Raw genomic sequence first — 12,550 nt, 5'->3', positions numbered from 1 at the left:
GTACATGCACCTTCTGGCTTTCACGCCGATCGACGTCGACGCAGCCGAACTGCGTCGCCGTCAGGAACGGTACGACCACTTGGCGCCGACGTCGGTCACCGTCGAGCTGCGCAACATCGGTTCGGTTGCACCGTTGGCGCTGAACACCGAAGCCAACATCAGGGCGTCGGAAGACGTTCTGACAGAGGCGTTCCGCGCAGTCGATCCGACGGGATTCGACGGGTTCCTTCCCGACTGCGTTCTCGATCCGTGTGCCGAGCAAGCGGAGGACTTCGCTGTGCCGCTCTACGGCTTGTCGCGTCTGACCGCCTCGTTCTACGCGTCTCAGGGACAGCGCCTCGGTGCGCTGGCCCGAAACGCGGCGATCGCCGCCGAGCTCGACCGGCGACTGGCGTTCTACCGCCTGGACGCGGATCCGACCCAGGTACTCGGCTTGGACGTCCACGACATCGCGGATACGGCCGCGTGGGGTGACGCGGTCATCGAGCACGCACGTGGGCTGACCTGCTCGGTGGCGATCAACGCGTGTTCGGCCGTCGAACTCGTCGACCCTCCGCGGCAGCCGCTCGTCGTGGACCCGACGGCGACCGCATTGCGTCTTCTGGGGCTGAGCTCGGAACTCGAGTCGGTCGCATGAGCGAGAACGGACCCGACCTCGTCGTGGCCGGTGCCGGCGGCGGTCTGGTCGCCGCTCTGCGCGCGGCCGAGCGTGGCTTGGATGTTGTCGTCGTCGAAGCGAGCGAACACTTCAAGCGCGGCAACAACACTGCGATGTCGACGGCGATGATCCCGGGTGCAGGCTCGCGTTGGCAACGCGATGCGCGAATCGGCGACACGCCGCAGAATTTCGTCGACGACGTGATGCGGAAGACGAAGGGCACCGCCGACGAGCGACTGACTGCAGCACTGGCCGACGTCAGCGCCCCCTTGGTCGAGTGGCTCGCCGACCATCTACGCATTCCGCTCGAGCTGGTCACCGAATTTGCCTACCCAGGACATTCGAGCTTCCGATGCCACACGGTGGAGGGGAGGCACGGCAGCATTCTGCTCGACTACCTCGTCCGTGCAGCGAACGCCGAGCCGCGCATCGACATACTCGTGCCTGCGCGGCTCACGGACATTTCCATCGACGTCGACGGCGCGGTGAACGGAGCCACCGTGACCCTTCCCGACGGCACGACGGAATCGATTCCCACGCGAGCAGTTCTGTTGGCCACCAACGGATACGGCGCGAACACCGACATGGTGTCCGAGCACATTCCGGAAATCTCGGCGGCTCGGTACCACGGCAGTGAGTACTCGGCCGGTGATGCGCTGACCATCGGTGCACGCCTCGGCGCGAAATCGAAATACCTCGACGCCTACCAGGGACACGCGGCGTTGTCGAAGAAGGCGACGACGCTCGTCGGGTGGGCAACCGTGATGCACGGCGGTATCGTTCTCGATCTCGACGGGCGCCGCTTCGGCGACGAAACCACGGGCTACTCCGAGTATGCGGCTCGTCTCGCAGCGCAACGTGAATCCGAGGGCTGGATCGTCATCGACCGCCCCATCTACGACAAGTGTCTGGCGTTCACCGACTTTCGTCAGACCGTGGAGTCCGGCGCGGCGACGTGGGCCGACAGCTCGGCCGAACTCGCCGACGCAACAGGCTTGCCGCGCGATGCCGTCGAACAGGAACTGGCGGCGGTGCGGGGGTACGCGCGAGGAGAAGAGCGGGATCCGTTCGGGCGCACATCGTTCGAGCACGTCCTGGGTGCGCCGTACGCAGCCATCAAGATCGTGCCTGCGCTGTTCCATACGCAAGGTGGGCTCGTGGTCGACGAACACGCACGAGTGCTGCGTGCCGACGACCGGCCGATCGACGGTTTGTTCGCGTCCGGTGGCGCGGCGATCGGCATCTCAGGCCACGGAGCAGCAGGGTACCTGGCGGGCAACGGACTGCTCCCGGCGCTCGGACTTGCCTATCTCGCGGCTAGTTTCATCTGATTTTTCTCCCATTTCGAAAGGATCTCTCGATGTCCACGTTGATCACCAATGCACGCGTCGTACGCCCGGGCGCGGATGCTCCCGAGGACGGCGAATTCCTCGATCTGCTGATCGAAGACGGCAAGTTCACCCGAATCGAAGCGAACATTCCGGCCGACGCAGCCGACACCGTCATCGATGCGGCGGGGAAGGTGGCATTCCCCGGTGTCGTGGACGCGCACCAGCATTGGGGCATCTACAACTCCCTCGGTGACGATGCCGAAACCGAGTCACGCGCCTGCGTGCAGGGTGGCGTCACGACGTCGCTGTCCTACATGCGCACCGGTCAGTACTACATGAACACGGGTGGTTCCTACGCCGATGTGTTCCCGACGGTACTCGAGGCAACCGAGGGCAGGCCCTACGTCGACTACGCGTACCACCTTGCGCCCATGTCCAAGGAACACATCACCGAAATCCCCTCGCTCATCACCGATCACGGTGTGACGTCGTTCAAGATCTTCATGTTCTACGGCAGCCACGGGCTGCACGGGCGTTCGAGCGACCAGAGCGAATTCCTCATGACGCCGGAAGGGGAGCGCTACGACCTGGCGCACTTCGAGTTCGTCATGCGTGGCATCCAGGCCGCCCGGGAACAGCTGGGCGACAAAGCAGATCACATCTCGCTGTCCCTGCACTGCGAGACGGCCGAGATCATGAGTGCATACACGAAGATCGTCGAAGAAGAAGGCACCCTGCAGGGTCTGGCTGCCTACAGTGCGTCACGTCCGCCGCACTCGGAGGGACTCGCGGTCACGATCGCGTCTTTCCTCGCCGACGAGACCCAGCTTCCCAACATCAATCTGCTGCACCTGTCGTCGCGCAAGGCTTTGACTGCCGCGATGAGGATGGCAAAGGCGTTTCCGCACGTGAACTTCCGTCGTGAGGTCACGATCGGACACCTTCTGGCCGACATCGACACCGCGTACGGACTCGGTGGGAAGGTCAACCCGCCGCTGCGCCCACGCGAGGACGTCGAGGCGTTGTGGGAGCACCTCATCGCAGGCGACATCGACTGGGTCGTCAGTGACCACGCGTGCTGCAAGGACGAGAAGAAGTTCGCCGAGGATCGTGGAGACATCTTCGCCGCGAAGTCAGGATTCGGCGGCGCCGAATACCTGCTGCCCGGCCTGGTCAGCGAGGGCCGCAAACGAGGCTTGAGCTGGCGACGCATCGCGGAGTTGACGTCGCTCAACCCTGCGTCGCGCTACGGACTTCCTGGCAAGGGCGACATCGCGATCGGTATGGATGCGGACATCGCGCTCGTCGACCCCGACCACACCTGGACTGTGCGTCCCGAAGACTCGGAATCGACGCAGGAGTACACGCCGTTCGAGGGCTTCGAACTGGGAGCCAAGGTCACCGACACATTCGTCCGCGGACAGCGCGTCCTCGCCGACGGTGCCGTGTCCGGTGCGCCCGCCGGCCGCTACCTGCACCGTCCGTACAAGTGACCGGGCCGCTCGAGGGCATCAAGGTCCTCGACATCTCGACGATCCTCGCCGGTCCGCTCGTCGCTCAGATCCTCGGTGACTTCGGTGCCGACGTCATCAAGATCGAACATCCGACCCGGCCCGACGGTATGCGTGGGCACGGGTTGGACAAGGACGGGCATCCGCTCTGGTGGACGATGATCAGCCGCAACAAGCGGACGATGACGTTGAACCTCGGAAGCGAGCAAGGCGCCGAGATCTTCGAATCGCTCGCAGCCGAGGCGGACGTCGTCGTCGAGAACTTTCGGCCGGGAACGCTCGAGCGTTGGGGACTCGGCTACGACGTGCTCTCCGAGAAGAATCCCGGTCTGATCCTGTTGCGCGTCACAGGTTTCGGGCAAACCGGCCCGTACTCGACGCGGCCGGCCTTCGGAACCCTCGTCGAATCGATGAGCGGATTCGCGCATCTGACCGGGGCCGCGGACGGCCCACCGACGTTGCCTGCCTTCGGTCTGGCGGACTCGCTGGCGGGCATCGCCGGTTCGTCGGCGGTCTCGATGGCACTCCTGCATCGGACGAACAACGGCGGTAAGGGGCAGGTCATCGATCTGGATCTGCTGAGCCCCATCATGGCTGCAGTGGGACCGGGCATCATCTATGCGGACCAATTGGGAATCGACCAGGAGCGAACGGGCAACCGTTCGAGCAACAATGCACCGAGGAACTTGTACAAGACGTCCGACGGCCATTGGTTGGCGATATCCACGAGCGCCAACTCGATTGCCGAGCGTGTGCTGACGTTGGTGGGTCATGCCGAGGTGATCGACGAACCGTGGTTCGCGACGGGCCGTCAGCGTGCGGCTCACGCCGATCTGCTCGACGAGTACGTGGGCGGATGGATCGGAGAGCGCACGCGCGAGGAAGTGGTGGCGGAGTTCGAGAAGGCGGGCGCAGCGGTCGCCCCCGTCTACAAGCCGAGCGAATTGCTCGACGATCCACAGGTCAACGCGATCGGGATGGTGACCACCGTCGAGGACCGCGAACTCGGCCCGGTCCGAATGCAGAACGTGATGTGGCGGATGGGCGGTTCGCCCGGAAGTATCCGGCACACCGGGCGCGCCCACGGGGAGGACACCGACGCGGTGCTCGCCGAATTGGGTTGTGACGCCGACTCGATCGAGAAGTTGCACAAGTCCGGCGTCGTGTGATGCGGCTTCGCCCCACGTGCGCGGGAATGTGTAGCGGGCTATACATTCCCGCGCACGAGGCGGAGCCCCTTCGTCCGTGAACATCTGCTGTTGCCATACTGAACCTTCGGGGTCCCGCGGCTCGAGCGGGGGGTCGCAGGGAACGAAAGCGCAGTAGAGGAGCGGAACGAATGTCGACACTGTCGTATGTCATCGCCGGCTCGGAGGCGACCGGAGGAGCAGGTCTGCAGGCAGACCTCAAGACCTTCGAGCGCCTCGGGGTCTACGGTGTCGGAACCGTCACCTGCATCGTGTCGTTCGACCCGAAAGCAGGCTGGGGCCACCGGTTCGTTCCGATCGACGGCTCGGTCATCGCCGACCAGATCGAGGCCGCGACGTCGGCTCATGACCTCGACGTCGTGAAGATCGGCATGCTCGGCACACCCGAGACCGTGGCGACCGTCGCGAATTCGTTGAAGAAGCAGAGCTGGCGTCACGTCGTCGTCGACCCTGTCCTGATCTGCAAGGGTCAGGAACCGGGCGCCGCACTCGACACCGACAACGCACTGCGGGCCGAGATCCTGCCGCTTGCGACCGTGGTCACCCCGAACCTGTTCGAGGCGCAGACTCTCTCCGGCATGGACACGATCGAATCCGTCGACGACCTGGCCGAGGCGGCCCGCCGCATCGCCGATCTCGGCCCGCAGTACGTCGTCGTCAAGGGTGGTGCGGGACTGCCCGTCGACGAAGCCGTCGACGTGCTGTTCGACGGTCAGGACGTGACGGTGTTGCGCGCACCGAAAATCGGCAACGAACGAGTGTCCGGTGCAGGATGCATCTTCGCCGCGGCCATCACCGCCGAATTGTCGAAGGGCACACCTGTCGGCGACGCCGTGCAGACCGCCAAGGATTTCGCCCACGCCGGCATCGTCGGCCGTATCACGACGAATGCGCCGTTCGCCGCCGTCGGCTGGCAGGGCTGACCGCGGGCAGATCTATCGACGACCGCGTAGAGCTCGGTCGAGTGCGTGTAGGTGATCGATCATCGTCCCCGGGTCGTCGAGGGCGAGAAGGTCGCCGCCGTAGGCATCCAGTGCGCGACGAGCCCGCTCGTGCACCGCACGCCCGGGTCGTGTCGGCTCGACGACGAATTCGTCGCTGCGGTGCCCGCCGAGACTGCGCGTCACGTGGCCTACGTCGACCAGACCGGCCACGATGCTGCGGACACTGGTGCGGTGCCGGTCCAGCGTGTGGGCGAGGGCCCGGTACGTCATCGGACCCTCGGTGCAGACGAGGTCGAGAACTTCGTATCCGGCCCAGCTGACGCGATGGCGTGCCAGGACTTCGTCGAGCCGCGTCCGCATGGTGTTCGCGACGCGGATGAGCGTCGCCGCGAGGTCGAGCGCGACGGTGCCTCGTGGGGGAGCTAGTTCGTGGCCGTACACGTCAACTCCTGACGCTGTGGATCGGCCGGCGTGTGAGGCGCGGCAACCGGGTTCGTCGTCGTTCCGAGGGCGTCAGCCCACCCCAGATGCCGTGCTGTTCACCGTTCAGCATCGCATGCCGCAGGCATTCCCTCGTGACGGGGCAACGACCACAGACACGCTTGGCATCCTCGATCGACGCCCCGCTGTACTCGTCACCCGACGGGAAGAACATCTCGCCGGCAGAACTCCGGCACGCGGCACTCTCGGACCACGACGTGAGGTCGTCGAAACCCGGGTACAGCGGTTGAACACTGGTCACGAGTCTCAGCTTAGATGGTCGGGCATCCTAGTAGTGGAAGTCCTAGTAGTTGTGAAGAACTTCACGCGCCGGGGACGCGTGCGACGATGCGCCGTGCTTGCTGAATCACCGGCGCATCCACCATGAGGCCTTCGAACGTGAACACCCCGCGGTTGTCCTGAACCGCTGCGAGGAGTCGTGTCGCCCACTCGATGTCCTCGTCGGTCGGTGCGTAGGCTTCCCGGATCACCGGAACCTGGCTCGGATGGATTGCCACCTTGCCGTCGAAACCGACCGCCACCGCATCGTCGGATTCCTCCCGAAGGCCGTCGAGGTTAGGAATGTCGAGAAAGACCGAATCCAGTGCGAAAAGCCCCCGTGCCTTGGCCGCGAGCAATGTCTGCGACCGGACATGCCGTGCGACGTCGCGGTAACCGCCGCCGGCGAATCTGCTCGAATTGCCACCCAGCGCGGCGACCAGATCTTCCGCGCCCCACATCGCGCCGACGGCGTTCTGCGCTGTCAACGAATAGGCTACCGAGATCGCGCCGAGCGGGGACTCGACGAGAACAATGACCTCACGAGGTGCCAACGACGAGACCTGCTCCACCGCTTCGCACTTCGGCAGCATGACGACGCGATACTCGGTCTTGTCCAGTGCTTCGAGGTCGGCTGTCCAGTCTGCGGTTCCATGCGCATTGATCCGTACGACGGTGCGTTTTGGATCGAGGGGCGTGGACGTGAGTGCTTCCCGGGCAGCGTCTTTGTCCGCGGGCGCGACGGCGTCCTCGAGATCGAGAATCACGACGTCCGCCCGATCCGCAGCCTTGGAGTAGCGTTCGGGCCGGTCCGCGGGGCAGAACAACCATGCAGGTCCCGGCGGTGTCCACGTCACGACGCGTCCTCCTCTGGTCGCATACGTACCAACGTCTTTCGGACGGCAACCGCGACGACGTCGCCGTGCTGGTTCCGTCCGGTGTGCGTGAAGGTCACGATGCCCTCGCCCGGGCGTGACTTGGATTCTCGTTTGTCCGAGATCGATGTTTCCGCGTACAGGGTGTCGCCGTGGAACAGCGGCTTCGGGAACGACACTTCGGAGAAGCCGAGATTCGCCACGATGGTGCCCTGCGTCAGTTGTGCCACCGACAGTCCGACGAGTGTGGACACGGTGAACATCGAATTGACAAGTCGCTCACCGAAACTGGTCGTCTCGGCGTACGCTGCGTCGAGGTGGAGCGCCTGCGTGTTCATCGTCTGGGTGGTGAACAGCGTGTTGTCGGCTTCGGTGATCGTGCGCCCGGGGCGATGTTCGTAGACGGCCCCGAGTTCCATCTCCTCGAACCACAACCCGCGCTGGAGAATGCGCTTCTCGCTCACAGCCCGAGTCCCCGGGCGATGAGCATCAACTGCACTTCGGTGGTGCCCTCACCGATCTCGAGGATCTTGCTGTCGCGGTAGTGCCGCGCAACGGTGTACTCGTTCATGAATCCGTAGCCGCCGTGAATCTGCGTGGCGTCGCGAGCGTTGTCCATCGCGGCCTCGGACGCGACGAGCTTCGCGATCGATGCGGCCTTCTTGAACGGCTTGCCCGCCAACATCAATGCGGCCGCGTCGTAGTACGCCGTCCGCGCGGTGTGGGCACGCGCCTCCATGCGCGCGATCTTGAACGAGATCGCCTGATTGTTCGCGATCGGCTGCCCGAACGCCTCGCGCTCCTTCGCGTACTTGACGCTCTCGTCGACGCATCCCTGTGCCGCGCCGACCGACACCGCCGCGATCGCGATGCGACCCTCGTCGAGGATGTGCAGGAAGTTCGCGTACCCACGCCCTTCCTCACCGAGCAGGTTCTCCTGTGGGACTCGAACGTCGGTGAAGCTCAACGGGTGCGTGTCCGACGCGTTCCATCCGACCTTGTCGTACGCGGGTTCCGCGACGAAACCCGGAGTGTTCGTCGGGACCAGGATCGACGAGATCTGCTTGCGGCCGGTTGCCTCGTCGACCCCGGTGACTGCCGTGACGGTGACCAACTCGGTGATGTCGGTACCGGAGTTGGTGATGAACTGCTTGCTGCCGTTGATGATCCAGTCGCCGCCGTCACGCTTGGCCGTGGTCTTGGTGCCGCCGGCGTCGCTACCTGCACCTGGTTCCGTGAGTCCGAACGCGGCGAGCGCCGTACCGCTGGTGAGTTTCGGCAGCCATTCCTGCTTCTGGGCGTCGTTTCCGAATCGGAACACCGGCATCGCACCGAGCGACACACCGGCTTCGAGCGTCATCGCGACGCTCTGGTCCACCTTGCCGAGTTCTTCGAGGGCGAGGCAGAGAGCGAAGTAGTCGCCGCCCATACCGCCGTATTCTTCGGGGAACGGCAGTCCGAACAGTCCCATCTCGGCCATCCCCGCAACGACCTCGTACGGAAAGGAGTGCTCTGCATCGTGTTTCGCCGCGACCGGTGCGACGACGGTACGCGCGAAGTCGTTCACCGACTTCGCCAGTTGCTGATACTCGTCGGGCAAATTGGCCGATGACAGGTAGTCGGTCATGATCAACCTTCGTTCTTCTCGGTGGGGACGATACGAGCCAGGAGCTGATCGACTCGAACCTGATCGCCGACGGCGACCTCGAGTTCGACGGTGCCGTCGATCGGGGTGGTCAACGTGTGTTCCATCTTCATCGCTTCGACGACGACGACGGCACTGCCCGCGGTCACCGTATCGCCCGACGCGGCTGCGACGGCGATGACGGAACCGGGCATGGGGCTGAGGATCTCGGCGTCGCCGGAATGCGCGTCGGTTTCGCGCACGCTCGGCTCGTCGACGGGACGCAATGCCCATGTTCCACGTGAATCGGAGATCCACGTCTCGGCGCCGTCGTGGCCGAACCGCATGGTGTCGCGCCGTCCGTCGAGCACGACGGTGACGGTGTTCTGCGACGCCTCGGCGGTCAACGCCATCGGCGGCTGGTCGTCGAGCATCACCTTGGCCGACGTCGGCGTTCCGGTGATGGCGACGTGGACCGAACGGTCACCGGTCTTCAGTCGCACCGTGTACGGCGCGTGCGCGCCGACGCGCCAGCCGCTGGGCGTCGACCACGGATCGTCGCCGCGGCTGTCCCACGTCGCCAACCAGGACACCGACGCGGCCGCCACGAGCACTTCGTCCGGTGCCGCCGATGCGGTGAAGTCCGGGGCGCGGCGATCGAGCAGCCCGGTGTCGAGCGCGCCGGCTCGAACGTCGTTGTCGGCGAGCAGGAATCGAGCGAACTCGATGTTGGTGACGACTCCGAGGACTGCGGTGTCGGCCAAGGCACGGTCCAACGTCCGCAGTGCTGCAGCGCGGTCGGGGCCGTACCCGATGACCTTGGACAGCATCGGGTCGTAGTTGCTGCCGACCTCGGTGCCGACCTGCAACCCGGAGTCGACGCGGATGCCGTCGCCGACGGGTTCACGCAGTCCGACGACGGTGCCGCCGGTGGGCAGGAACCCACGGCCCGGATCTTCGGCGTAGACGCGCGCTTCGATGGCGTGTCCGGTGAGCGTGACGTCGTCCTGTGCGAGTGTCAGGTGCTCGCCCGCCGCGATACGCACCTGCCATTCGACGAGGTCTTCACCGGTGACCATTTCGGTGACCGGGTGCTCGACCTGCAGACGGGTGTTCATTTCCATGAAGAAGAATTCGTCGGGGCTGTCGGCGGAGACGATGAACTCGACGGTGCCTGCACCCGTGTAGTCGACGCTACGGGCCGTGTTGCAGGCTGCCTCACCGATGCGGGCGCGGGTCTCGGCGTCGAGAAGCGGCGACGGCGCTTCCTCGATCACCTTCTGGTGACGGCGCTGCAGGCTGCATTCGCGCTCGCCGAGGTGGATGACGTTGCCGTGTGTGTCGGCCAGGATCTGGACTTCGATGTGCCTGGGCCGCAACACGAAACGCTCGAGGAACAGAGTGTCGTCGCCGAAAGACGACGACGCCTCCCGACGCGCACTCGCCAGCGCAGCAGGCAGGTCTTCGGCGCGCTCGACAAGACGCATGCCTTTGCCGCCGCCACCTGCGGAGGGTTTGACGAGCACCGGAAAGCCGACGTCGGCGGCACCCGCGATCAGATCCGCGTCGGTCAGGCCCGGCCGCGAGATGCCGGGGACGACGGGGACACCGAACTCGGTGACCGCGGCCTTGGCGGTGATCTTGTCGCCCATCACCTCGATCGCGCGGGCGGACGGGCCGAGGAACGCGATACCGGCGGCCTCGCATGCGGAGGCGAACTCGGCGTTCTCGGACAGGAAGCCGTATCCGGGGTGGATACCCTGTGCACCGGTCATCCGGGCGGCCTCGATGACCTTCGGTATGGATAGGTAACTCTCTCGCGCGTTCGCCGGTCCGAGCCGGATCGCCGTGTCGGCTTCGGCGACGTGCCGAGCGTCGGCGTCGGCGTCGCTGTAGACGGCGACGGAGCGAATGCCCAGGCGCCGCAACGTGCGTGCGACGCGGACTGCGATCTCGCCACGGTTGGCGATGAGAACGGTGTCGATCTGCGTGGTCATGTGTGTCGTCACATCCTGAAGACGCCGTAGGAAACCGGTTCGAGCGGTGCGTTGGCGCATGCCGACAACGCAAGTCCGAGAACGGTTCTGGTGTCTGCCGGGTCGATGATGCCGTCGTCCCACAGCCGAGCCGTCGAATAGTAGGGGTTGCCCTGTGTTTCGTACTGCTCGCGGATGGGCGCTTTGAACGATTCCTGGTCGTCACTCGTCCACGGGGTGCCTGCCGCGTCGAGTTGTTCGCCGCGGACGGTCGCGAGGACGGAGGCTGCCTGCTCGCCGCCCATGACGGAGATGCGCGCGTTCGGCCACATGAACAGAAAGCGTGGGGAATACGCGCGGCCGCACATCGAGTAGTTACCTGCACCGTAGGACCCGCCGATGACGACGGTCAGCTTCGGCACCCGTGCGCACGCGACTGCGGTCACCATCTTGGCGCCGTGCTTGGCGATGCCGCCCGCTTCGTAGTCGCGGCCGACCATGAATCCGGAAATGTTCTGCAGAAAGACCAGCGGAATGCTGCGTTTGTCGCACAGTTCGATGAAATGCGCGCCCTTCATGGCTGATTCGGCGAACAGCACGCCGTTGTTGGCGATGATCCCAACGGGGTGGCCGTGAATGTGTGCGAAGCCGGTGACGAGTGTCTTGCCGTATTCGGCCTTGAACTCGTCGAACTCGCCCGCGTCGACGACCCGGGTGATGACCTCACGCACGTCGTACGGAGTTCTGGAGTCGGTGGGGACCACGTCGTAGAGCTCGGTCTGATCTGCAATGGGTTCGCGAACGTCGATCACGTCCCACGGGCGCGGCGTGCGCGGACCGAGTGTGGAGACGATCTTCCGGACGCGGCGCAGCGCGTCGCGATCGTCGTCGGCGAGGTGGTCGGTCACTCCGGAGATCTTCGAGTGCAGATCGCCGCCGCCGAGCTCCTCGGCTGTGACGACCTCACCGGTCGCGGCTTTCACCAGCGGCGGGCCGCCGAGGAAGATGGTGCCCTGGTTCCGGACGATGACTGCTTCGTCGCTCATCGCGGGGACGTACGCACCACCTGCCGTGCACGAACCCATGACCGCGGCAATCTGGGCAATTCCCTTGGCGCTCAAGTTGGCCTGGTTGTAGAAGATGCGGCCGAAGTGGTCGCGGTCGGGAAACACCTCGTCCTGACGGGGGAGGAATGCGCCTCCGGAGTCGACGAGGTAGATGCACGGCAGAGTGTTCTGCAGCGCGATCTCCTGCGCGCGTAGGTGCTTCTTGACGGTCATGGGGTAGTAGGTGCCGCCCTTGACCGTTGCGTCGTTCGCCACGACGACGCACTCGCGTCCGGAGACGCGGCCGATGCCGGCGATCATGCCTGCACCGGGGCATTCGTCGTCGTACAGACCGTTGGCGGCCAGTGGAGCGATTTCGAGGAACGGGCTGCCCGGGTCCAGTAGTTCGTCGACGCGGTCACGGGGGAGCAGCTTGCCGCGTGCGACGTGGCGCTCTCGGGATTTCTCGCTCCCGCCGAGTGCCGCCAAGGCGAGCCGCTCGGAGAGCTGGGCAGTCAGCAGCTCGTGGTCTGCCCTGTTGGCAGCGGTGTCGATAGCCATGGTGGTGCGCGTCCTCGGTCTCGTCTGTCGGAACACGATTTCAGTTAACTGGGAATA

General features: G+C 65.1%; 12 protein-coding genes. 5 read left to right on the top strand and 7 right to left on the bottom strand.

Annotated elements, in window-relative coordinates; genetic code table 11:
- The first annotated feature begins 4 nt into the window (after positions 1–4).
- The 5 genes from A3K89_RS23860 (at position 5) to thiD (ending at position 5,631) form a co-directional block, all read left to right on the top strand.
- Complete coding sequence (locus A3K89_RS23860; protein WP_068431693.1) at positions 5–637, top strand: hypothetical protein; 633 nt, start codon at positions 5–7, stop codon at positions 635–637.
- Entirely contained in the window at positions 634–1,989 is a 1,356-nt protein-coding gene (locus A3K89_RS23855; protein ID WP_068431691.1) for an FAD-dependent oxidoreductase, read from the top strand. Before A3K89_RS23860 ends, A3K89_RS23855 begins: the two co-directional genes overlap by 4 nt.
- Positions 1,990–2,018: 29 nt before the next feature.
- Positions 2,019–3,482: a dihydroorotase gene (locus A3K89_RS23850; protein WP_068431688.1), complete on the top strand. Its 1,464-nt coding sequence runs from the start codon at positions 2,019–2,021 to the stop codon at positions 3,480–3,482.
- A complete protein-coding gene (locus A3K89_RS23845; RefSeq protein WP_068431685.1) occupies positions 3,479–4,669 on the top strand; it encodes a CaiB/BaiF CoA transferase family protein in 1,191 nt (396 codons plus the stop codon). Before A3K89_RS23850 ends, A3K89_RS23845 begins: the two co-directional genes overlap by 4 nt.
- 170 nt (positions 4,670–4,839) lie before the next feature.
- Positions 4,840–5,631, top strand: a complete 792-nt coding sequence (gene thiD, locus A3K89_RS23840; protein WP_068431682.1) for a bifunctional hydroxymethylpyrimidine kinase/phosphomethylpyrimidine kinase — start codon at positions 4,840–4,842, stop codon at positions 5,629–5,631.
- Positions 5,632–5,643: 12 nt separating this feature from the next.
- On the opposite strand, the gene A3K89_RS23835 is transcribed toward thiD, so the two are convergent.
- From A3K89_RS23835 to A3K89_RS23805, 7 genes are all read right to left on the bottom strand, one after another.
- Positions 5,644–6,093 (bottom strand): MarR family winged helix-turn-helix transcriptional regulator, encoded by a 450-nt coding sequence (locus A3K89_RS23835; RefSeq protein ID WP_068431679.1) that lies wholly within the window; start codon positions 6,091–6,093, stop codon positions 5,644–5,646.
- A gap of 1 nt (position 6,094) precedes the next feature.
- Positions 6,095–6,394: a WhiB family transcriptional regulator gene (locus A3K89_RS23830; protein WP_302050745.1), complete on the bottom strand. Its 300-nt coding sequence runs from the start codon at positions 6,392–6,394 to the stop codon at positions 6,095–6,097.
- 61 nt (positions 6,395–6,455) lie between these two features.
- Complete coding sequence (locus A3K89_RS23825; RefSeq protein ID WP_068431676.1) at positions 6,456–7,268, bottom strand: HpcH/HpaI aldolase/citrate lyase family protein; 813 nt, start codon at positions 7,266–7,268, stop codon at positions 6,456–6,458.
- Positions 7,265–7,750: a MaoC family dehydratase gene (locus tag A3K89_RS23820; RefSeq protein ID WP_346764328.1), complete on the bottom strand. Its 486-nt coding sequence runs from the start codon at positions 7,748–7,750 to the stop codon at positions 7,265–7,267. Before A3K89_RS23820 ends, A3K89_RS23825 begins: the two co-directional genes overlap by 4 nt.
- Positions 7,747–8,913 carry an acyl-CoA dehydrogenase family protein gene (locus A3K89_RS23815; protein WP_068431673.1) on the bottom strand — a complete coding sequence of 389 codons (1,167 nt, stop codon included), beginning with the start codon at positions 8,911–8,913 and terminating at the stop codon, positions 7,747–7,749. The genes A3K89_RS23820 and A3K89_RS23815 overlap by 4 nt, the downstream gene beginning before the upstream one ends.
- 2 nt (positions 8,914–8,915) lie before the next feature.
- Positions 8,916–10,907, bottom strand: coding sequence for an acetyl-CoA carboxylase biotin carboxylase subunit (locus A3K89_RS23810; protein WP_068432050.1), 1,992 nt, complete (start codon positions 10,905–10,907; stop codon positions 8,916–8,918).
- 8 nt (positions 10,908–10,915) lie between these two features.
- Entirely contained in the window at positions 10,916–12,493 is a 1,578-nt protein-coding gene (locus tag A3K89_RS23805) for a carboxyl transferase domain-containing protein (RefSeq protein WP_068431670.1), read from the bottom strand.
- Positions 12,494–12,550: the final 57 nt, after the last annotated feature.

Source organism: Rhodococcoides kyotonense (assembly GCF_001645385.1).
GTDB lineage: Bacteria > Actinomycetota > Actinomycetes > Mycobacteriales > Mycobacteriaceae > Rhodococcoides > Rhodococcoides kyotonensis_B.
Note: the sequence above shows the minus strand (reverse complement) of the source record. Positions and strands in the feature narration are given on the sequence as shown.